The 19,297-nt window shown below is 65.6% G+C and carries 17 protein-coding genes; 4 read left to right on the top strand and 13 right to left on the bottom strand.

Going from position 1 to position 19,297, the window contains the following annotated elements; genetic code table 11:
- Positions 1 to 101: 101 nt before the first annotated feature.
- The 12 genes from eco to HG549_RS13785 form a co-directional block, all read right to left on the bottom strand.
- Positions 102 to 581 (bottom strand): serine protease inhibitor ecotin, encoded by a 480-nt coding sequence (gene eco / locus HG549_RS13840; protein WP_170030070.1) that lies wholly within the window; start codon positions 579 to 581, stop codon positions 102 to 104.
- A gap of 55 nt (positions 582 to 636) precedes the next feature.
- Positions 637 to 1,407 carry a 3-hydroxybutyrate dehydrogenase gene (gene hbdH / locus HG549_RS13835; protein ID WP_170030069.1) on the bottom strand — a complete coding sequence of 257 codons (771 nt, stop codon included), beginning with the start codon at positions 1,405 to 1,407 and terminating at the stop codon, positions 637 to 639.
- A 10-nt stretch (positions 1,408 to 1,417) separates the two neighbouring features.
- Complete coding sequence (locus HG549_RS13830) at positions 1,418 to 2,809, bottom strand: GntP family permease (RefSeq protein WP_170030068.1); 1,392 nt, start codon at positions 2,807 to 2,809, stop codon at positions 1,418 to 1,420.
- Positions 2,810 to 3,078: 269 nt separating this feature from the next.
- Positions 3,079 to 4,461, bottom strand: coding sequence for a sigma-54-dependent Fis family transcriptional regulator (locus tag HG549_RS13825; RefSeq protein ID WP_170030067.1), 1,383 nt, complete (start codon positions 4,459 to 4,461; stop codon positions 3,079 to 3,081).
- Positions 4,462 to 4,600: 139 nt separating this feature from the next.
- Complete coding sequence (locus HG549_RS13820; protein ID WP_170030066.1) at positions 4,601 to 5,617, bottom strand: ABC transporter permease; 1,017 nt, start codon at positions 5,615 to 5,617, stop codon at positions 4,601 to 4,603.
- Positions 5,617 to 6,675: a microcin C ABC transporter permease YejB gene (locus tag HG549_RS13815; protein WP_170030065.1), complete on the bottom strand. Its 1,059-nt coding sequence runs from the start codon at positions 6,673 to 6,675 to the stop codon at positions 5,617 to 5,619. The genes HG549_RS13820 and HG549_RS13815 overlap by 1 nt, the downstream gene beginning before the upstream one ends.
- A complete protein-coding gene (locus HG549_RS13810) occupies positions 6,672 to 8,597 on the bottom strand; it encodes an extracellular solute-binding protein (protein WP_170030064.1) in 1,926 nt (641 codons plus the stop codon). The genes HG549_RS13815 and HG549_RS13810 overlap by 4 nt, the downstream gene beginning before the upstream one ends.
- A 13-nt stretch (positions 8,598 to 8,610) precedes the next feature.
- Complete coding sequence (locus HG549_RS13805; RefSeq protein WP_003258780.1) at positions 8,611 to 8,892, bottom strand: peptidylprolyl isomerase; 282 nt, start codon at positions 8,890 to 8,892, stop codon at positions 8,611 to 8,613.
- A gap of 78 nt (positions 8,893 to 8,970) precedes the next feature.
- Positions 8,971 to 10,035 carry a 3-deoxy-7-phosphoheptulonate synthase gene (locus HG549_RS13800; RefSeq protein WP_170030063.1) on the bottom strand — a complete coding sequence of 355 codons (1,065 nt, stop codon included), beginning with the start codon at positions 10,033 to 10,035 and terminating at the stop codon, positions 8,971 to 8,973.
- A gap of 554 nt (positions 10,036 to 10,589) precedes the next feature.
- Entirely contained in the window at positions 10,590 to 11,141 is a 552-nt protein-coding gene (locus HG549_RS13795; protein WP_170030062.1) for a YbhB/YbcL family Raf kinase inhibitor-like protein, read from the bottom strand.
- A 48-nt stretch (positions 11,142 to 11,189) separates the two neighbouring features.
- Positions 11,190 to 11,501, bottom strand: coding sequence for a hypothetical protein (locus HG549_RS13790; RefSeq protein ID WP_170030061.1), 312 nt, complete (start codon positions 11,499 to 11,501; stop codon positions 11,190 to 11,192).
- A 452-nt stretch (positions 11,502 to 11,953) separates the two neighbouring features.
- Positions 11,954 to 13,249 (bottom strand): MFS transporter, encoded by a 1,296-nt coding sequence (locus HG549_RS13785; protein WP_170030060.1) that lies wholly within the window; start codon positions 13,247 to 13,249, stop codon positions 11,954 to 11,956.
- 156 nt (positions 13,250 to 13,405) lie between these two features.
- Between HG549_RS13785 and HG549_RS13780 the strand changes: the two genes are divergently transcribed.
- Complete coding sequence (locus HG549_RS13780; RefSeq protein WP_170030059.1) at positions 13,406 to 14,281, top strand: AEC family transporter; 876 nt, start codon at positions 13,406 to 13,408, stop codon at positions 14,279 to 14,281.
- A gap of 86 nt (positions 14,282 to 14,367) precedes the next feature.
- Here the strand turns inward: HG549_RS13780 and HG549_RS13775 are convergent, their stop codons facing one another.
- Entirely contained in the window at positions 14,368 to 14,970 is a 603-nt protein-coding gene (locus HG549_RS13775) for a hypothetical protein (protein ID WP_170030058.1), read from the bottom strand.
- A 265-nt stretch (positions 14,971 to 15,235) separates the two neighbouring features.
- Here HG549_RS13775 and HG549_RS13770 point away from each other — a divergent pair, with 265 nt between their 5' ends.
- The 3 genes from HG549_RS13770 to HG549_RS13760 all read left to right on the top strand — a co-directional run bounded on the left by HG549_RS13770 (position 15,236) and on the right by HG549_RS13760 (position 19,255).
- Positions 15,236 to 16,411: a M20 aminoacylase family protein gene (locus HG549_RS13770; protein ID WP_170030057.1), complete on the top strand. Its 1,176-nt coding sequence runs from the start codon at positions 15,236 to 15,238 to the stop codon at positions 16,409 to 16,411.
- A gap of 79 nt (positions 16,412 to 16,490) precedes the next feature.
- Entirely contained in the window at positions 16,491 to 17,801 is a 1,311-nt protein-coding gene (locus tag HG549_RS13765; protein WP_170030056.1) for an MFS transporter, read from the top strand.
- Positions 17,798 to 19,255, top strand: coding sequence for an amidase (locus tag HG549_RS13760; protein WP_170030055.1), 1,458 nt, complete (start codon positions 17,798 to 17,800; stop codon positions 19,253 to 19,255). Before HG549_RS13765 ends, HG549_RS13760 begins: the two co-directional genes overlap by 4 nt.
- Positions 19,256 to 19,297 lie beyond the last annotated feature (42 nt).

Genomic DNA, 19,297 nt, shown 5'->3' with positions numbered 1-19,297 from the left:
GGGCTGCGAAGCAGGCCCAGATTTTCAGCTTCGCAGCACAAATTGCCGGGGCTGCTTCGCAGCCCATCGCGACGCAAGGCCGCTCCTACAAGGAACGGTGTCTACTCTACTTTAGCCTTTTGCACGTCCTGCGATGCGCTCCAGATGCGATAACGTACTTCGACATCCTTTGGCACATACACCACCACCGGCAGCTTGCTGTTGTAGCGCAGCATGAAGCCCTCACCGACCACCGGTACGAAGGCCTCGGTCTTCTTGCCATCCGGGCAGGCCATCAGGGTGCTGGCCGGGCCGCTGACCTTGTCCAGGCGGTAGTAGCTGTAACCCCAGCCTTGCAGGGTACGTTCCTCCAGGCTGCCGCCCAGGCGCTGGCGGTTGCAGTCCACCGGCAGGGTCTTGCCGGCGAGGATTTCCAGTTGGTAGGCCGACTCATCGGCCTGGGCCGGCAGGTGAATGACCTGGCGGGTGAAGCCTTTTTCCGCCTCGGGGTAGGGCGCGACATCCTTCAGGCTGGCAGCTGACGCTTGCGCGGCTGCCGCCAGGGTCAGGGCCAGGATCGCGGTCATCGGGGTAGGGCGCATAGGGCCTCCTTGCAGATAAACGAATGCCAGGCCAGCGCCAGGTCCAGGCCGCCCCTCACTGGGCCAACCAGCCACCATCGACGTTCCAGGCGGCACCGCGAACCTGGCTTGCGGCCTCGCTGCACAGGAATAGTACCAGCTCGCCCAGGTGCTCGGGTGTAACGAAGGCCAGTGAGGGTTGCTTTTCCGCCAGCAGATCATGCTGCGCTTGCAGCGGATCGCCGCCGTTGGCGGCACGATCGTCGATCTGCTTCTGCACCAGCGGGGTCAGCACCCAGCCTGGGCAGATGGCATTGCAGGTGACGTTGCTGGTGGCGGTTTCCAGGCCCACCACCTTGTTCAGGCCGAGCACGCCGTGCTTGGCCGCCACATAGGCCGCCTTGCCGGTCGAGCCGACCAGGCCATGCACCGAGGCGATGTTGATGATGCGCCCCCAATTGCGCGTGCGCATGCCAGGCAAGGCCAGCCGTGTACCGTGGAACACGGCAGACAGGTTGAGGGCGATGATCTTGTCCCAGCTTTCTGGCGGAAACTGCTCCACCGGCGCCACATGCTGGATCCCGGCGTTGTTGACGAGGATGTCGACGCCGCCGAACGCCTGCTCGGCCTGGGTGAACAGCGCCTCGATCTGGGCCACGTCCGACAGGTCGGCCGGGTGATGGACCACCTTCACCCCGTACCGGGCGATCTCGGCCAGCGCCGCCGTCGGGTCGCCAAAGCCATTGAGCACGATGTTGGCGCCCGCGCGGGCCAGCACCTGGGCAATGCCCAGGCCGATGCCGCTGGTCGAGCCGGTGACGAGTGCAGTCTTGCCATTGAGGGTCATGCAATGCTCCTTAGACGATACCGGTGGCGTAGAACGTGGTGATGACCACGAACACCGCCAGGGTCTTGATCAGGGTGATACCGAAAATGTCCTTGTAGGCCTCGCGGTGGGTCAGCCCGGTCACCGCCAGCAAGGTGATGACTGCGCCATTGTGCGGCAGGGTGTCCATGCCGCCGCTGGCCATGGCCGCTACCCGGTGCAGCACCTCCAGCGGAATGTGGGCGGCATTGGCCGCGGCAATGAAACTGTCGCCCATCGCCGCCAGGGCGATGCTCATGCCGCCCGAGGCAGACCCGGTGATGCCGGCCAGCAAGGTCACGGTGATGGCCTCGTTGACCAGCGGGTTGGGGATGCCGCGCAGAGCGTCGGCCAGCACCAGGAAGCCCGGCAGCGAGGCAATCACCGCGCCAAAACCATACTCCGAGGCGGTGTTCATGGCCGCCAGCAAGGCACCGGCCACTGCACTCTTGCTGCCTTCGGCCAGGCGTGTGCGAATGGCGCCGAAGGCACACACCAGCACCATCAGGATGCCCACCAGCAAGGCCGCCTGCACCGCCCAGATCGCTGTCAGCTTGGCCACGTCGCTTTGCACCGGTGCGCTCATGCCAGGCAGTTGCAGGCTGTGGCTGGGGCCGTACCATTGCGGGATCCAGTGGGTGAACAGCAGGTTCATCACCCCCACCAGCAGCAGCGGCGACAAGGCCAGCCAGGGGTTGGGCAAGGCCAGGTCGGCGGCGGTTTCCGGTTCGTTGCGCAGGTTGGTGCCGTAACCTTCCCCGGTACGTTGCGCCTTGTTGCGCTGGCGCTGCAGGTAGGCCATGCCCGCACAGAACACGAACAGCGTGCCGATCAGGCCCAGCCAGGGCGCGGCCCAGGCAGTGGTGTTGAAGAAGGTGCTGGGGATGATGTTCTGGATCTGCGGGGTGCCGGGCAGGGCGTCCATGGTGAACGAGAATGCGCCCAAGGCGATGGTGGCCGGAATCAGCCGCTTGGGAATGTTGCTCTGGCGGAACATCTCGGCGGCGAACGGGTACACCGCGAACACCACCACGAACAGCGAAACGCCGCCGTAGGTGAGCAGGGCGCAGACCAGCACGATCACCAGCATCGCCTGGCGGGTGCCAAGCACGCGGATGGCCGCGGCGACGATCGAGCGGGAGAAACCAGACAGTTCGATCAGCTTGCCGAACACCGCCCCCAGCAGGAACACCGGGAAGTAGAGTTTGATGAAGCCGACCATTTTCTCCATGAACACCCCGGTGAACGCAGGGGCCACCGCGGACGGGTCGGTGAGCAGCACGGCGCCGAGGGCGGCGATCGGGGCGAAGAGGATTACGCTGTAGCCACGGTAGGCTGCGAGCATCAGCAGGGCCAAGGCGGCGAGGGCGATGAGCACGGTCATCGGGGTGGGTCTCCTGGGTGAGTCTTGTTTTTATCGGTGCCCAGGCATTAGCGGGAATCGTGCCAGTTTCTAAGCTATTGAATTTTATGGTTAATTTGTTTTTTTCTTGGTTTTTGTCTCTGATTTGAGATTTTTTGGGCCGCTTTGCGGCCATCGCGACGCAAGGCCGCTCCTACACAGGCATCCCGATAACCTGTAGGAGCGGCCTCGTGTCGCGATCGTGGGCGAAGCTTTAGCAGCAATCTCCAAATAGAAAATAAAGTCTCAAATTAGAGACCAAGCGCCACCATCTTCTTGTACAAGGTCGACCGACCCAGCCCCAACGCGGCTGCAGCCTCTGGCACATTTCCTTCATGCTCGGCCAATGCCCTGGCAATCAACTCGCGCTCGAACTGCGCACAGGCCTCACGATAGCTCTGGCGCACGGGCGCCTCCGCCGCCGGGCTCAACGGCCCCAAGGCCGTACGCAGGTCGCCAGCGCCGAGCCGCGGCTGGTCCGCCAGCAAGGTGGCCCGCTCCAGCACATTGCGCAATTCGCGGATATTCCCCGGCCAGGCATGTCGCGCCAGCAGTTGCTGCGCTTCAGGCTCCAGCTCGTACTGGCTGCCCAGCTCGCTGAGGATGGCCTCGCACAGCGCCGGCAGGTCCTGCAGCCGTTGTCGCAACGGTGGCACCTCGATCGGCAGCACGTTGAGCCGGTAATACAGGTCGGCGCGGAACGCACCGCGGGCGATGGCTGCCTGCAGGTCGATCGAGGTGGCGGCAATGATGCGCACGTCGCTGCGCAGCATCTGGTTGGAGCCTACCGGCTCGTATTCCTTCTCCTGCAGCACGCGCAACAGCTTGCTTTGCAGCGCCAGCGGCATGTCGCCGATCTCGTCGAGAAACAGTGTGCCGCCCTCGGCCAGTTGCAGCTTGCCGCTGCGGCCCTTGCGGTCGGCGCCGGTGAAGGCGCCGGGGGCGGTACCGAAGAATTCGGCCTCCAGCAGCGTTTCCGGGATCGCTGCGCTGTTGATGCTGACAAAGGCCTTGTGCGCGCGCGCCGATGCTGCGTGGATGGCGTGGGCCAGCAGCTCCTTGCCGGTGCCGGTTTCGCCTAGCAGCAACACTGGCGAATCACTGCTGGCGCCACGCCGGGCGCGGCGCTTGGCCTCCAGGCTGGCGGCGCTGCTGCCAACGAACTGGGCGAAGCTGTATTTGGCCTGGCGGGCGCGTAGCTGCGAGCGGGTCGAGGCCAGTTCCTGCTGCATGCTGGAGTAGCGTTTGAGCAGGGGCGACAAGCTGCGCAGTTGATCGAACAGGGCAAAGCCGATGGCACCGATCAGCGTCCCCTGGTCATCGTGGATGGGCAGGCGCATGACCACCAGCGGCTCGTTGGGGGTATCGAGCATGTCGAGCAGAATCGGCCGGCCATTGTTCACCACCTCGCGCATCAGGCTACCCGGTATCACTGCCTCGCACGGCTGGCCGATGGCGCCGGCGGCATCGGCCAGGCCAAAACGCCGGGCATAGCGTTCGTTCATCCACACGATGCGTGCCTGGCGGTCGACGATCACCGTGCCTTCGCTGGACTGTTCGATGATCTCGAACAGCGAGCGGATCGCCAGTTGCCGTACCTGGGGGTAGTCCTTGAGGCTGTCGCTGTCGTGCATGGGTCAAGTTCCGAATCATGTAAAAGCAGTGCCGGCCTGTTCGCGGGTAAACCCGTTCCCGCCGGCTCAACGTGAAGGCTGAATTCCGTGGGATACCTGTGGCAGCGGGTTTACCCGCGAACAGGCCAGGCTTGAAAGCCTACCCTCTGGGGTCGAACGCCTCGCGCAAGGCATCGCCGATAAACACCAGCAACGACAGGATCACCGCCAGTGCAAAGAACGCGGTAAAGCCCAGCCACGGCGCCTCCAGGTGTTGCTTGCCCTGGGTCACCAGCTCACCCAGCGAAGCGCTCCCGGCCGGCATGCCGAAGCCGAGAAAATCCAGTGCCGTCAGGGTCGTGATCGCCCCGGTCAGCATGAACGGTACATAGGTGAGCGTGGCGTTCATCGCATTGGGCAGGATGTGCCGCAGCATCACCTGGTTGTCCGGCAACCCCAGCGCCCGAGCCGCCTTGACGTATTCCAGGTTGCGCCCGCGCAGGAACTCGGCGCGCACCACATCGACCAGGGTCAGCCAGGAAAACAGCGCCATGATCCCCAGCAACCACCAGAAGTCCGGTTCGACAAAGCCGCTGAGGATGATCAGCAGGTACAGCACCGGCAGCCCCGACCATACCTCCAGCAGGCGCTGCCCGAGCAGGTCGACCCAACCGCCGTGGTAGCCCTGCAGGGCGCCGGCCGCCACGCCGATGAGGACGCTGACCACGGTCAGGGCAAAGGCGAACAGCAACGATACCCGAGTGCCATACAACACACGGGCCAGCACGTCGCGGCCCTGGTCGTCGGTGCCCAGCCAGTTGCTGGGGCTGGGCGGGCTGGGCGTGGGTACCTGCAAGTCGTAGTTGGGCGTATCGGCACTGAACGGGATGGGCGCGAACAGCATCCAGCCGCCCTGGTCGGCGATCAGTTGGCGCACGTAGGCGCTGCGGTAATCCGGCTGGAACGGCAACTGGCCGCCGAACTGCTGCTCGCTGTAGCGCTTGAGCGCCGGCACGTACAATTCACCCTTGTAGCCCAGCAGCAACGGCTTGTCGTTGGCCACCAGTTCGGCACCCAGGCTCAGTAGCAGCAGGCAGGCGAACAGCCACAGCGAAACCCAGCCAAGGCGGTTGCGGCGAAAGCGTTGCAGGCGACGGCGCGATAGCGGTGAAAGCATCAGTGCGCCCTCGTGTCGAAGTCGATACGCGGGTCGAGCAAGGTATACGACAGGTCGCCGATCAGGCGGATCAACAGGCCCGCCAGGGTAAAGATGAACAGCGTGCCGAACACCACCGAGTAATCGCGCGATAGCGCCGCGTCATAGCTCATGCGGCCCAGGCCATCGAGCGAGAAGATCACCTCGATCAGCAACGAGCCGGCGAAGAACACCGTGATCAACGCCTGCGGCAACCCGGCCACTACCAGCAGCATGGCATTGCGCAGCACATGGCCATACAGCACCCGGCGCTCGCTCAGGCCCTTGGCGCGGGCGGTGACCACGTATTGCCGGGCAATCTCGTCGAGGAAGGCGTTCTTGGTCAGCAGGGTCAGGGTGGCGAAGCCGCCGATGACCAAGGCGCCGACCGGTAGCACCAGGTGCCAGAAGTAGTCTGCCACCTGGCCCAGCAGGCTGAGTTCGTCGAAGTTGTCCGAGACCAGGCCGCGCACCGGGAACCAGTTGAGCGAGGTGCCGCCGGCGAACACCACGATCAGCAGCAGGGCGAACAGGAACGAGGGCAGGGCGTAGCCGACCACGATCAGCGCGCTGCTCCAGGCATCGAAGCGGCTGCCATGGCGTACCGCCTTGCGGATGCCCAGCGGGATCGAGACCAGGTAGGTGATCAGCGTGGCCCACAAGCCCAGCGACAGGGTAACCGGGAGCTTGTCGAGGATCAGCTGGGTGACCTTGGCGCCGCGGAAGAAGCTGTTGCCGAAGTCCAGCCGGGCGTATTGGCCGAGCATCAGCCACAGGCGCTCGGGGGCGCTCTTGTCGAAGCCGTATTGGCGCTTGATCTCTTCGATCAGTTTCGGGTCCAGGCCGCGGCTGGCGCGGGACTCGCCATGCACCACCTCGGCGCGGGCAGCAGGCGCACCGGCGCCAAGGCCTTGCAGGCGCGCCACCGCCTGTTCCACTGGGCCGCCCGGTGCCGCCTGGACGATGGCGAAGTTGACCAGCAGGATCGCCAGCAACGTCGGGATGATCAGCAACAGGCGCCGCAGAATGTAGCTGGTCATGGCGAAGCCTTCAGGCGCTCGGCCATCTGCGCATTGGTCAGCGCGCTGGGGCTGACCTCCCACCAGGTGTCCAGTCCTTCGTCATAGGCCGCCTGGACCTTGGGCCGGCCGAAGCGGTTCCACCACACGGTGGAGCTGCCCGGCGGGTAATAGTTGGGGATCCAGTAGTAGTTCCATTGCAGCACCCGGTCCAGGGCGCGGGCATGCTGCAGCATGTCGGCCTGGCTGGCGGCGCGCACCAGGCCGTCGACCAGGTGGTCCACGGCAGGGTCCTGCAGCACCATCAGGTTGTTCGAACCGGGGTCATGCGCCGCTGCCGAGCCAAAGTAGTTGTACAGCTCGGCGCCGGGCGACAGGGTAACCGGGTAGCCGGTGACGATCATGTCGTAATCGCGCGCCATCAGGCGGTTGACGTACTGGGCCGAGTCGACATTGCGGATGTTCAGGGTGATGCCGATTTGCGCCAGGTTGCGCTTCCACGGCAGCAGCAGGCGCTCCATGCCCGCCTGGCCATTGAGAAAGGTGAACGCCAATGGCGTGCCTTGGCTGTCGACCAGGCGGTCGCCCTGCGGGTGCCAGCCGGCCTGCTCGAGCAGGGCCAGGGCCTGCAACTGCTGCTGGCGAATGATCCCCGAGCCATCGGTGACCGGCGCGCTGAATACCTTGCTGAAGACTTCGTCCGGCACCTGGCCACGCAGCGGCTCGAGCAGTTGCAGCTCACCGGCATCGGGCAACTGGCGGGCGGCCAGCGGGGTGTTGGAAAACACGCTCTGCTGGCGGATGTACAGGTTGCGCATCATCTGCCGGTTGCTCCACTCGAAATCCCACAGCATGCCCAGCGCCTGGCGCACCCGGCGGTCCTTGAACTGCGGTTGGTCCAGGTTGAACACGAAGCCCTGGGCAACCTGCGGCTTGGCCGGGCCCAGGTGGGCGCGCTGCAGACGCCCGTCATCCAGTTGCGCGCCGGCGTAGCCCAGTGTGTAGGCGGTGGCGGAGAATTCGCGATTGTAGTCGTAGCCCCCGCCCTTGAGCACCTGTCGCGCCACTTCGGTGTCGCCGAAATACTCGATGCGCAACTTGTCGAAATTGTAGCGGCCACGGCTGACCGGCAGGTCCCGCGCCCACCAGTTGGGGTCACGCTCGAAGGTGATGCTGCGGCCATTGTCGATGCGCCCGATACGGTACGGCCCGCTGCCCACCGGCTTGTCGAAGCCGGCGCCGTTGGCGAAATCGCGCTGTTGCCAATCGTGCTCGGGCAGCACCGGCAGGCTGGCGAGGTCCAGTGCCAGGGTGCGGCCATGCCCGGGCTTGAGGTCGAAACGCACACGCTGCGGGCCTTCCACGGTTACTCCGGCCACATCGGCGAACTGGGTGCGGTACTTGAGGCTGCCCTTGTTCAGCAGCAGCTCGAAGGTGAAGCGTACGTCTGCGGCGCGCACCGGCTGGCCATCGGCGAAGGTGGCACGCGGGTCGATGTCGAAGCGCAGCCAGGCGTCATCCGGGCCGCGCTCCATGCGCCGGGCAATCAGGCCATAGACGGTATAGGGTTCATCGAACGAACGCATGGCCAGGGGCGCGTAGAGCAGGCCATCGACCTCGCTGACGCCGATGCCTTTGTCGATATACGGCAGGATATGGTCGAACTGGCCGATCTCGATGGCCGAGCGGCGCAGGATGCCGCCCTTGGGAGCGTCGGGGTTGACGTAGTCGAAGTGCTGGAAGCTGGCGTCGTAGCGGGGGGCTTCGCCGTAGACGGTGAGGGCGTGGCTGGGGGTGGCGTGGGCGTTGTAGGCAAGACCAAGCAGGAGCAGGCAAAGCAACCACCGTGGCAGCGGGTTCACCCGCGAATGCGCCCGTGCAAGCAATCTTGTTGCCTGAGCTGGCACGTTTGCGGGTGAACCCGCTGCTACGGGGGCCTTCATCGCCTGCGAGGACTTAGTCCTGGCGGCTGGTCACTTCCAGCAGGTGGTAGCCGAACTGGGTCTTCACCGGGCCTTGCACGGTGTTGACCGGGGCGCTGAAGACCACGGTGTCGAACTCCTTGACCATCTGGCCCGGGCCGAACGAGCCCAGGTCACCGCCCTGGCGGCTGGACGGGCAGGTGGAGTTGGCCTTGGCGATTTCAGCGAAGTCGGCACCGGCTTCGATCTGCGCTTTCAGTTCGTTGCATTTCTCTTCGCTGCTGACCAGGATGTGGCGGGCGGTTGCACGGGCCATGGGTACTGCTCCTTGGGGGTAAAAAAGGCAAGCCTAGCGCACTTGTCCGGGGTATGTCTCGCCAGGCTTGCAAGCGGCCTACCGGAGTTTTTCCGCCGCCTGGCGCAACAGGGTCTCGGTCGACGCCCAGCCCAGGCAGCCGTCGGTGATCGACACGCCGTATGCCAGTGGGCCCTTGCCCAGCGCCTGGCAGCCATCGAACAGGTGGCCCTCGAGCATGACCCCGACGATCGAGCGGTCGCCGGCCAGGCGCTGGGCCAGCACGTTGTCGAACACGGCAGGTTGGCGCGCGGGGTCCTTGCCGCTGTTGGCGTGGCTGCAATCGACCATGATGCGCGCCTGCAACCCGGCCTTGGCCAATGCCTGGCGGGCCATGGCGATGCTCTCGGCATCGTGGTTCGGGCCGGTGTGGCCGCCACGCAGCACCAGGTGGGTATCCGGGTTGCCCAGGGTCTCGATGATGGCCGGGTAGCCCTGCGTATCCATGCCGAAGTGGCGGTGCGGATGGGCAGCGCTGCGCATGGCGTCGCTGGCGATGGCGATGCCGCCGTCGGTGCCGTTCTTGAAGCCTACCGGCAGCTCCAGGCCACTGACCATTTCGCGGTGGATCTGCGATTCGGTGGTACGCGCGCCAATCGCGGCCCAGGCCAGCAGGTCATCGAAGTAGCCGGCGGCCATCGGTTGCAGCAACTCGGTGGCAATCGGCAGGCCGCGTTCGAGCATGTTCAGCATCAACCCGCGGGACAGGGCGATGCCGGCATGCATGTCGTCGCTACCGTCGAGGTGCGGGTCGTAGGCCAGGCCTTTCCAGCCGACCGTGGTACGGGGTTTTTCGACGTAGGCGCGCATCACCAGCAGCAGCTGGTCGTCGACTTCGCGGCTGAGGGCGGCCAGGCGATCGGCGTATTCCAAGGCCGAGCGTGGGTCGTGGATCGAGCATGGGCCGACGATCACCAGCAGGCGCTGGTCGTGGCCGTCGAGGATGTCGCGGATGGCCTGGCGGTGGGCATGGACTTGCTGGGCCAGTGCGCTGGGCAGCGGCATTTGCTGCTTGAGCAGGTGCGGGCTGGGCAGGCGCTGGCTGACGCTGGTATTGGCCGCTTGCGGCTGGGTCAGGGGCAGGGCGAGGCTGGAAGCTTGCATGGCGTTTTTCCCTGGGCGGACGGCGGGTTGTGGCCCGCGCTGTCGGCCCTATCGAGGTGTTCGACAGATCGTTGAATTGCTATTGGCTGCTGCATTGCCACCTGTGCAAGACCGAACGGAGGCGGCAGGCTGGCCCGAACGGGATTGGCTAAATCGCCAGGCGTAGGTGTTGGCGGCGTAATAAGTGGCGTAGTTCATGAATCGGTCCTCAATGTGAATCGGTGTTGTGCAAAGGCCAGAAAAGCAAAACCCCCGGTCGGGAGGCCGACCGGGGGTTTGAGTATTCTCATGTTCGGCGGCCCCTCGAAGGTGGGCGCCGTATGGGTAGCGGCGCCTAGTGGCTAAACCAATACCCGAAGTAATAGCTGGCAGGTGCCACGCAGCCGGCAACAGCCAGCACAGGGCGCAGGGTGCGACCGGTGTGGTTGGCGTGGTTGCGGTTGTGTTTCGGCATGCTGCGCTCCAATGAATGAGCCCGAGCTTACTTCAGTTCGGCTGGGCCATTCAATGAGTAAATGCTATCGCGGCGATCATTTGTTCTTGTACTGCCTGGTTCAATGCCCGTAACGCCCGACCCGGCTCTGCGCGCCCAGCGCATGGCCTTGCAGCAACTGCAGCAGGCCGGTGCGGTCCAGGCCTTCGGGCAAGGTGCCTGGCGGCAGGTCGGTGGTGATCAGGGTCAATACGTAGTGGTGCGGGTTGTCGCCGGCAGGCGGGCAGGGTCCCCGGTAGCTGAGCGTGCCGCGCGAATTGCGCCCCACCGTAACGCGTTGCCCGGTGAGGCCGGCGGCGCCTTCCTTCAGCCCATCCTGGTCAGGGTGGATGTTGTAGACCAGCCAGTGGACCACTCCGAGGCCCTTGCCGCCGTCCGGGTCGAACAGGATCAGGGCCAGCGACTGCGTACCCGCGGGCAGGTTGTCCCAGCTCAGTTGCGGGCTGCGCTCTTCGCCCGCGCCGCAGGCCGGGTCCAGGCCAACCTGCGGCAAGGCGATTATCCCGCCGTCGGTAAACGATGAGGAACTGATCGACAGTGCGCCCTGGCCAGCCGCGACAGCCAGGGGACTACACGCTAGCAGGGCAGCCAGCAGCCAGGGTGTGAGGTGCATGGCGAATCCTCGCTGGGGCATTTCGGCGCAGTGTGGCCCAGCGCTGCCTCAACGGCTGTCCTGGTCCTCGGCATTGCCACCGGTATGGCCCGCGCCGGAGCCTGTGGCTTCACCGGTGCTGTTGGAGCCGCCAGCGGCGCCGTCGGCGGCATCGCTGTTGCTGCCGGTGTCGCTGCTGTCGTTGTCCGTGCTGCTGCCCGGGCTGTTGACGCTGCTGCCTTCACCGGCGGTCTTGCCACCGCTCTGGTCGGCTTGCGGGCGGGTGTCGGTAGTGGTGCTCTCGCCAGCCGCGAGGCTGGTACCGGCCAGCGTGGCCAGGGCCAGGGCGAGGGACAGCGAAAGGGGACGAATGCGGATCATGGCAACACTCCTGGGCAAATGATCTGTCATTCGTTTGGCTGGGGAGGAGGGGCGCGGTGCCTTCGGCGCGACGAGTGGTAACTATGTAGCGCCTATCAGATCGAGCGCCGCCCGCGCGGCGCATCGCGGATGAATCCGCTCCTACATTTGTTGCAACGTGCCGAACCTGTTACGCCATGGTTGCCTGCCTAGGTGCATGTCCTAAGGCATGCGAGGCGGCATCAATGCCCGCCCGAAAATCCCGTCATGCCAACGAGGCTGACAACCATGGCCTCACAGGCATGCCACGTTGCAACAAATGAGGTGCGGATTCATCCGCGATGCGCCGCGCGGGCGGCGCTCGATCTCATAGGCAACGAAGATCTTCAGGCAAACACATCAAGCCCCAAGGCAGGACAGTCCTCTACACGTTTCCAGCGACGGTCGCCGGGGCTGCGTAGCAGCCCCTACGTTCAGTGGCTTGCGCTGCGGCTGCTGGGCACAGGCTCGGTGGGGGCCAGCGGCGGGTGTTCCTGCGCTGCATGCATCAGGTCTTCAGTCACCCGCAACTCGGCACCGGTCGGCGAGAAGGTGGTCGACGCGGTGAACGGTGCCGGGTGCTCTGCGGCCGGGCGCTTGCCACGGCGCCACATGAAGAAGCACACCATGGCCAGGTTGACCACGGCAAAGGCCCAGAACAACCCGGCCTCGCCAAATTCGGTCATCATCGGCGAGATCGCCACCGGCGCCATGGCCGAGCCCAGCGAGTTGATCAGCAGCAGGCCCTGAATCATCGGCACCAGCGCATCGGACGGTGCCCGGTCGGCCGCATGGCTGACCGCCACCGGGTACAGGGTGAACACGCCGCCGCCCAGCAGGAACAACATGGCCGGCAGCAGGGCCGAGTCCGACGGCAGGAACACCGTTACCAGCGACAGCAGCATGCACAGTGCCGCCAGGGCGATCAGCACATCCTGGCGGTCCTTGCGGTCCGACCAACGCCCGACCGGGTATTGCAGCAGCATGGCGCCGAGGATCACCCAGGCCATCATGTTGCCGACCTCACCGACATCCAGGCCGATGCGTTGCAGGTACAGCGGCAGCAGGGTGTAGATGCCGGCAATGGCCACCCCCGAGCCAAAGCAGCCGACCAGGCCCGACGGTGCCACGCCCAGCAACTGCCGTGGCTTGAGCGGTTCGACCTGGTCCAGCAGTGGCGACACCCGTGGCAGGATCACGATCGGCAGCACCGACAGCGCAGCCAGCACGCCAGCCAGCATGAACGGCGCGGTGTCACCCAGGTGGGTGATTTCGCCCAGGCCCGCCTGGGCGATCACCCCGGCCCCGTAGAAGGCGATCATGTACAGCGCCAGCAGGCGGCCACGGATCTTGGCGTCACCGGCCAGCAGCAGCCAGCTTTCGATCACCAGGAATACGCCCACCGCCGCCCAGCCGTTGATCAGGCGCAGCAGCGACCACCAGGTGACCTCGTAGAACAGGCCTTGCAGCAGGATGGTTACCGCGATCAGCGCGGCGAAGCTGGTGTAGGCGCGGATATGGCCGATGCGCAGGATCAGCCGGTCGTTGAAGATGGCCCCCAGGGTCAGGCCGATGAAGTAGGTCGACGAGACGATACCGATGGTGGTGGCCGATTCGCCGGCAGCGCCCAGGCGCAGGGTGGTAAGGGAAGACATGAAGCCGTTGCCCAGGGCGATGATGAACAGCCCGAGCAGGGGCGCCAGCGCCATGGCCAGCAAACGCGGAGACATAGGTACCTCGAGTGGGATCGGCCCGCCAGGGTGGCGGGCGAAAAGGACGCGCGATTCTAAGGGCTCCGCAGGTTTTGCCCAAGGGGGCCAGGCATGCGACGAGACGCCGCAGCCTGCGGCATAATGCTGCCCCCATCCCCAAGCAAGGCAGCCCCCATGTTCGCCTCGTTGTTCGCAGTCCTGGCCCCGGTTTTCGTGGTTGCCGGCATCGGCTATGGCTGGGCCCGCAAGGGCCTGGACTACCCCACCGGATTCATCGCCCGGGTGGTGATGACCATCGGCACCCCGTCGTTGGTGCTGTCCACCCTGAGCCGTACCGAACTGCAGCCGGAAGCCTTCGCCAGCATGGCCATGGCCTGCCTGCTGTGCACCCTGGGCATGGCCCTGGCCGGCTGGCTGGTGTGCCGCGTTACCGGCCGGCACTGGCGGGTGCTGATGCCGGCGTTCATGTTCCCCAACACCGGTAACATGGGCCTGCCCATCAGCCTGTATGCCTTCGGCGAACATGGCCTGGCCCTGGCCGTGGCGTTCTTCCTGACCTTGTCGATCGTGCAGTTCACCCTCGGCATGGCGATTTCAGGCACGGCCGCTTCGTTCAAGGCCTTGCTGCGCAACCCCATCGTGATCAGCCTGGCCGGGGCCATGCCGATCATCTTTCTCGACTTCGAACTGCCCCGTTGGCTGGCCAACACCGTCAACCTGCTGGGCGGCATGACCATCCCGTTGATGTTGCTGACCCTGGGTGTGTCGCTGGCCAGCATCCGCCTGCGCCAGGTGGGCAGCGGCTTGCTGCTGGGTGGCTTGCGCATTGGCCTGGGGGCTGCGCTGGGCTGGGCGGTGGGCATGGCGCTGGGCCTGGACGACCTGGCGCGCGCGGTGCTGGTGGTGCAATCGGCGATGCCGGTGGCGGTGTTCAACTACCTGATGGCAATACGCGCCAACCGCGAGCCGGAGCAGGTGGCGAACCTGGTGATGTGCTCGACGGTGCTGTCGTTTGCCTGGCTGCCAGTGGTGCTGGCCTGGTGGATGTAGAACCGCTGTCGGCCTGTCGTCGGCAAGCCCGCACCGGGAAGCGCCTGGCGCACGCACGGTAGGCGCCGGCCTGCCGACGAGCGCGGCTAGTTGCCGAGCAAGCGCTCGTCCACCCAGCCTTGGCTGGTCAATACCATCGCCCCGGTTTCCTTGAGCGGTGCGTCAGTGCTGGCCACTGCCTTGCCCAGTTCGGCAATGCTGGCCTTGACTGCCTCATCACCGGCCCAGGCCGGCAACCCGGTAATCTTGTAGGCATAGGTCACACGCGCCACCTTCTGCCCCATGGCCTCGCTCGGCTCGCTGAACTGCTCGATGGCGGTGACCTGTGCCTTGCCGAAACACAGCCCATTGCCCGCCTTGTAGTACTTGCGGCCTTCGTCGGTGAGGTCGTAGGCATAGTAGATGTCAGTGCGCGCCGCTTGCCACAGGCGGGCAGGCACCTCGGTGCGGGATATCTCCTTTTCGCTGACCACACCGGCCTGGGCCAGGGCATGCAGCGCCTGGTTGTTGCCATGCAGGTCGAAGTCCTGGGTTCTGGTCGGGAATGAACTGACCACGAAGCAGCGCGGGTACTGGCTGTCGAGGTAGGCCTGGGCGGCTTTGTGAAAGCTGGCCTCGCGGTTGTCTTCGCTGTTCGAGCAACCGGCCAGGGTTGCCAACAGCGCCAGCGGCACGATCTTCCTGTACATGGTGAAACTTCCTTGGCAGATGGATCGGGCGCGATTAAAACCCACGGGCTAGAGCGGCGCAATCATGGCAAGACGGCATCTCGCCCATGCACATTTGTGGTGCCGAAGCGGACGCTGGCCCAGCCTGTTCCGCAGTGTGGAACCACATTCAATTGTGGTTGCGCGGCACTCGCGTTTATCTGTCAGCCAGCACGACCTGCCTCACCCGTCGTGGCCTCAAGGCGAACAACAAGAACGGCAAACCACCCGCGCGAGGAGACTCTACATGTCCCGACATCAGCACATCCTGGCCTGGCTGAACGAGGTGGCCAGCGAGCTGCAGGCGATCCGTCACGATATCCACGCTCACCCGGAACTGGGTTTCGAAGAGAACCGCACCTCGGCGCTGGTCGCCCGATTGCTCCAGGCCTGGGGCTACCAGGTGCATACCGGCGTCGGCAAGACTGGCGTGGTCGGCCTGTTGCGCAACGGCAGCAGTACACGCCGCCTGGGCCTGCGCGCCGACATGGACGCGCTGCCCATCGACGAGGCCACCGGCGCCGCCTACAGCAGCCAGCACCAGGGCTGCATGCATGCCTGCGGCCATGACGGGCACACCACCATGCTGCTGGGCGCCGCGCGTTACCTGGCGGCGACCCGACGCTTCGACGGTACGCTGACGCTGATCTTCCAGCCGGCCGAAGAGGGCCAGGGCGGTGCCGAGGCGATGCTGGCCGACGGCCTGCTCGAGCGCTTCCCCTGCGATGCACTGTTCGGCATGCACAACATGCCCGGGTTGCCGGCTGGGCACCTGGGCTTTCGCGAGGGGCCGATGATGGCCTCGCAGGATTTGCTCACGGTGACACTCGACGGGGTTGGCGGGCACGGCTCGATGCCGCACCTGACGGTGGACCCGTTGGTAGCCGCGGCCAGTGTGGTCATGGCGCTGCAAACCGTGGTGGCGCGTAATATCGATGCACAGGAGGCGGCTGTGGTTACCGTGGGTGCCTTGCAGGCCGGTGAGGCAGCCAATGTGATCCCGCAACAGGCGCTGCTGCGCCTGAGCCTGCGCGCACTGGACCCGCAGGTACGGGCGCAGACCCTGGAGCGGGTGCGGGCGATCATCATCAGCCAGGCCGCGAGCTTTGGTTGCAGCGCCGCCATCGAACACCGCCCGGCCTACCCGGTGCTGGTCAACCATGCGGCGGAAAATGCCTTCGCAACACAGGTGGCCGAGGAGTTGCTGGGCGCCGAGGCAGTGCAGCGCAACACCCGCAAGCTGATGGGCAGCGAAGACTTTGCCTGGATGCTGCAACGCTGCCCGGGCGCCTACCTGTTCATTGGCAATGGCGTATCGCGGCCGATGGTGCACAACCCGGCCTATGACTTCAACGACGACATCCTGCTGACCGGCGCCGCCTACTGGGGCGCGCTGGCCGAGCGCTGGCTCGCACCGGCCTGACCGTTCCTTCTGCTGACTGCCGCTGGAACCCGGCTGCTTGCACGCCGGGCGATCACCCAATCCTCGTGGAGTGTTTCCTATGCAGATTTCGAACACGGGCGTGTCACGTACCCGGCAGGTGGTCGCCGCGGTCGTCGGCAATGCCCTGGAGTGGTATGACTTCATCGTGTACGGCTTCCTGGCCAGCATCATCGCCCGCCAATTCTTCCCCTCCGACGACGAGTACGCCTCGTTGCTGATGGCGCTGGCCACCTTCGGTGTCGGTTTCTTCATGCGCCCGGTCGGTGGCGTGCTGCTGGGCATGTACGCCGATCGCAAGGGCCGCAAGGCGGCCATGCAGCTGATCATCCGCTTGATGACCCTGTCCATCGCCATGATCGCCTTCGCCCCGGACTACCTGGCCATCGGCATGGCTGCGCCGATGCTGATCGTGGTGGCGCGCATGCTGCAGGGCTTCGCCACCGGTGGCGAGTATGCCAGCGCCACGGCATTCCTGGTGGAAAGTGCGCCGGCCCAGCGCAAGGGCCTGTATGGTTCGTGGCAACTGGTAGGGCAATGCCTGGCGGTGTTTTCCGGCGCGGCGATGGTGGCCCTGGTGACGCACCTGTGCTCGCCGCAAGCGCTGGACAGCTGGGGCTGGCGTATCCCGTTCGTGCTCGGCCTGCTGATCGGCCCGGTGGGGCTGTGGATTCGCAGGCACATGGAAGAACCCGAGGCGTTCGTCGAGGCGCGCCGCCAGGCCAAGGGCCCGTCACCCAGCCTCTGGCAGGTACTGCGTGAACACCGGCGCAGCCTGCTGGTGTCGATGGGCCTGGCGTGTGGCGCGACGGTGTCGTTCTACGTGGTGCTGGTGAACATGCCGACCTTCGCCCACAACAACCTCGGGCTGCCGCTGGACCAGGTGCTGCTGGTGCAGATGCTGGCCGTGGGGCTGATGACCGTGGTGATTCCGCTGTCCGGGGCATTGTCGGACCGGCTGGGGCGGCGCCCGGTGCTGATGGCCTTTACCCTGGCCTTCTTCGTCATGGTTTACCCGTTGTATGTGTGGGTGGCCGCTGCACCGTCGCTGGAGCGCCTGCTGCTGATGCAATTGCTGCTGTGCACCGCCATTGGCGGCTTCTTCGGCCCGGCGCCTACTGCCCTGGCCGAGCAGTTCCCGGTCGAGGTACGTTCCACCGGTGTGTCGGTGGCCTATAACGTGGCGGTGATGGTGTTTGGTGGCTTTGCCCCACTGATCGTCACCTGGCTGAGCAAGGTCCTCGGCACCCCGGTGGCACCCGCATTCTATGTGCTGTTTGCCTGCCTGCTAACGCTACTGGGCACCTGCTGCCTGAAGGAAGCCCCACGGCCGCTCAAGCCTGCCGCCTTCAACCTGGGAGTAAAACCGTGATGCCGCTCGCCATCGACCCCATCGTTGCCCTTGATGCCGAGGCATTGTCGCAGGCCATCCATGCTCGCCAGGTGTCGTGCCGCGAAGTGATGCAGGCTTACCTGGTGCACATCGAACGGTTCAACCCGCAGGTCAATGCGCTGGTGTCGCTGCGCCCGGCCCCAGCGCTGCTGGCCGAGGCCGATGAACGTGATCGCGAGCTGGCCGCTGGCCATTCGCGCGGCTGGATGCACGGCATGCCCCAGGCGATCAAGGACCTGGCCGCCACGGCGGGGCTGCGCACCACCCTGGGTTCACCGTTGTTTGCCGAGCAGGTACCCGAGCAGGACGCGATCAGCGTGGCGCGGGTACGGGCCAGCGGTGCGCTGATCATCGGCAAGAGCAACGTGCCCGAGTTCGGCCTCGGTTCGCAAACCTACAACACCCTGTTTGGCACCACCACCAACGCCTACGACCCGACACGGGTAGCCGGGGGCAGCAGCGGTGGGGCGGCAGCGGCGCTGGCCATGCGCCTGCTACCCGTCGCCGACGGCAGTGACATGATGGGCTCGTTGCGCAACCCGGCGGCGTTCAACAACGTGTATGGCCTGCGCCCGTCGCAGGGCCGTGTGCCCCATGGGCCGGCGCCGGAACTGTTCGTGCAGCAGCTCGCCACCGAGGGGCCGATGGGCCGTAGCGTGATGGATGTGGCGCGGCTATTGGCGATACAGGCAGGCTTTGATGTACGGGTGCCGTTGTCGCTGAGCCACGGCCAGCATGATTTTGCCGCGGGCTTGCAACGTGATTTGCGTGGCGTGCGGGTCGGCTGGCTGGGCGACTATGGGGGTTACCTGCCGATGGACGCCGGGGTGATGAGCCTGTGCGAAGCGGCCCTGGCGGACTTCACTGAGCTGGGGTGCCGGGTCGAGGCCTGCCATCCGGCGTTCGACCTGGCGCGATTGTGGCAATGCTGGCTGACCCATCGCCACTTCCTGGTGCACGGCAACCTGGCGGCGGCCTATGCCGACCCGGCCAAGCGCGCCCTGCTCAAGCCCGAGGCACAGTGGGAAGTGGAGGGCGGCCTGCAGCTGAGCGCAGCGGCGCTGTACCAGGCTTCGCTGGACCGCAGCGCCTGGTACCGCGCGCTGGGCAAGCTGTTCGAGCGTTACGATTTCCTGCTGTTGCCAGCGGCCCAGGTGTTCCCTTTCGATGCACGGCAACCGTGGCCGACGGTGGTTGGGGGGCGGGCGATGGATACCTACCACCGCTGGATGGAGGTGGTGATCGGGCCGACCCTGGCCGGTTTGCCGAGCATCAGCGTACCGGTCGGCTTCAATGCCGCGGGGCTGCCCATGGGCTTGCAGATCATAGGCCCGGCCCAGGCCGACCATGCGTTGCTGCAGCTGGCCTATGCCCACGAACAGCTCACCCGCTGGGTCGAGCGGCGCCCACCGCAGTGTCTGCAGGCGGCATGAAACCGCCGTGCAGGCGCGGATCTTGCTGGCTAATCCTGACCA

This window comes from Pseudomonas sp. SK (genome assembly GCF_012975065.1).
In the GTDB taxonomy this organism is placed as follows: Bacteria; Pseudomonadota; Gammaproteobacteria; order Pseudomonadales; family Pseudomonadaceae; genus Aquipseudomonas; species Aquipseudomonas anuradhapurensis.
Note: the sequence above shows the minus strand (reverse complement) of the source record. Positions and strands in the feature narration are given on the sequence as shown.

Coding starts and splice junctions, on each gene's coding strand:
- eco (WP_170030070.1), bottom strand. CDS start 581: ATGCGCCCTACCCCGATGACCGCGATCCTGGCCCTGACCCTGGCGGCA.
- hbdH (WP_170030069.1), bottom strand. CDS start 1,407: ATGACCCTCAATGGCAAGACTGCACTCGTCACCGGCTCGACCAGCGGC.
- HG549_RS13830 (WP_170030068.1), bottom strand. CDS start 2,809: ATGACCGTGCTCATCGCCCTCGCCGCCTTGGCCCTGCTGATGCTCGCA.
- HG549_RS13825 (WP_170030067.1), bottom strand. CDS start 4,461: ATGCACGACAGCGACAGCCTCAAGGACTACCCCCAGGTACGGCAACTG.
- HG549_RS13820 (WP_170030066.1), bottom strand. CDS start 5,617: ATGCTTTCACCGCTATCGCGCCGTCGCCTGCAACGCTTTCGCCGCAAC.
- HG549_RS13815 (WP_170030065.1), bottom strand. CDS start 6,675: ATGACCAGCTACATTCTGCGGCGCCTGTTGCTGATCATCCCGACGTTG.
- HG549_RS13810 (WP_170030064.1), bottom strand. CDS start 8,597: ATGAAGGCCCCCGTAGCAGCGGGTTCACCCGCAAACGTGCCAGCTCAG.
- HG549_RS13805 (WP_003258780.1), bottom strand. CDS start 8,892: ATGGCCCGTGCAACCGCCCGCCACATCCTGGTCAGCAGCGAAGAGAAA.
- HG549_RS13800 (WP_170030063.1), bottom strand. CDS start 10,035: ATGCAAGCTTCCAGCCTCGCCCTGCCCCTGACCCAGCCGCAAGCGGCC.
- HG549_RS13795 (WP_170030062.1), bottom strand. CDS start 11,141: ATGCACCTCACACCCTGGCTGCTGGCTGCCCTGCTAGCGTGTAGTCCC.
- HG549_RS13790 (WP_170030061.1), bottom strand. CDS start 11,501: ATGATCCGCATTCGTCCCCTTTCGCTGTCCCTCGCCCTGGCCCTGGCC.
- HG549_RS13785 (WP_170030060.1), bottom strand. CDS start 13,249: ATGTCTCCGCGTTTGCTGGCCATGGCGCTGGCGCCCCTGCTCGGGCTG.
- HG549_RS13780 (WP_170030059.1), top strand. CDS start 13,406: ATGTTCGCCTCGTTGTTCGCAGTCCTGGCCCCGGTTTTCGTGGTTGCC.
- HG549_RS13775 (WP_170030058.1), bottom strand. CDS start 14,970: ATGTACAGGAAGATCGTGCCGCTGGCGCTGTTGGCAACCCTGGCCGGT.
- HG549_RS13770 (WP_170030057.1), top strand. CDS start 15,236: ATGTCCCGACATCAGCACATCCTGGCCTGGCTGAACGAGGTGGCCAGC.
- HG549_RS13765 (WP_170030056.1), top strand. CDS start 16,491: ATGCAGATTTCGAACACGGGCGTGTCACGTACCCGGCAGGTGGTCGCC.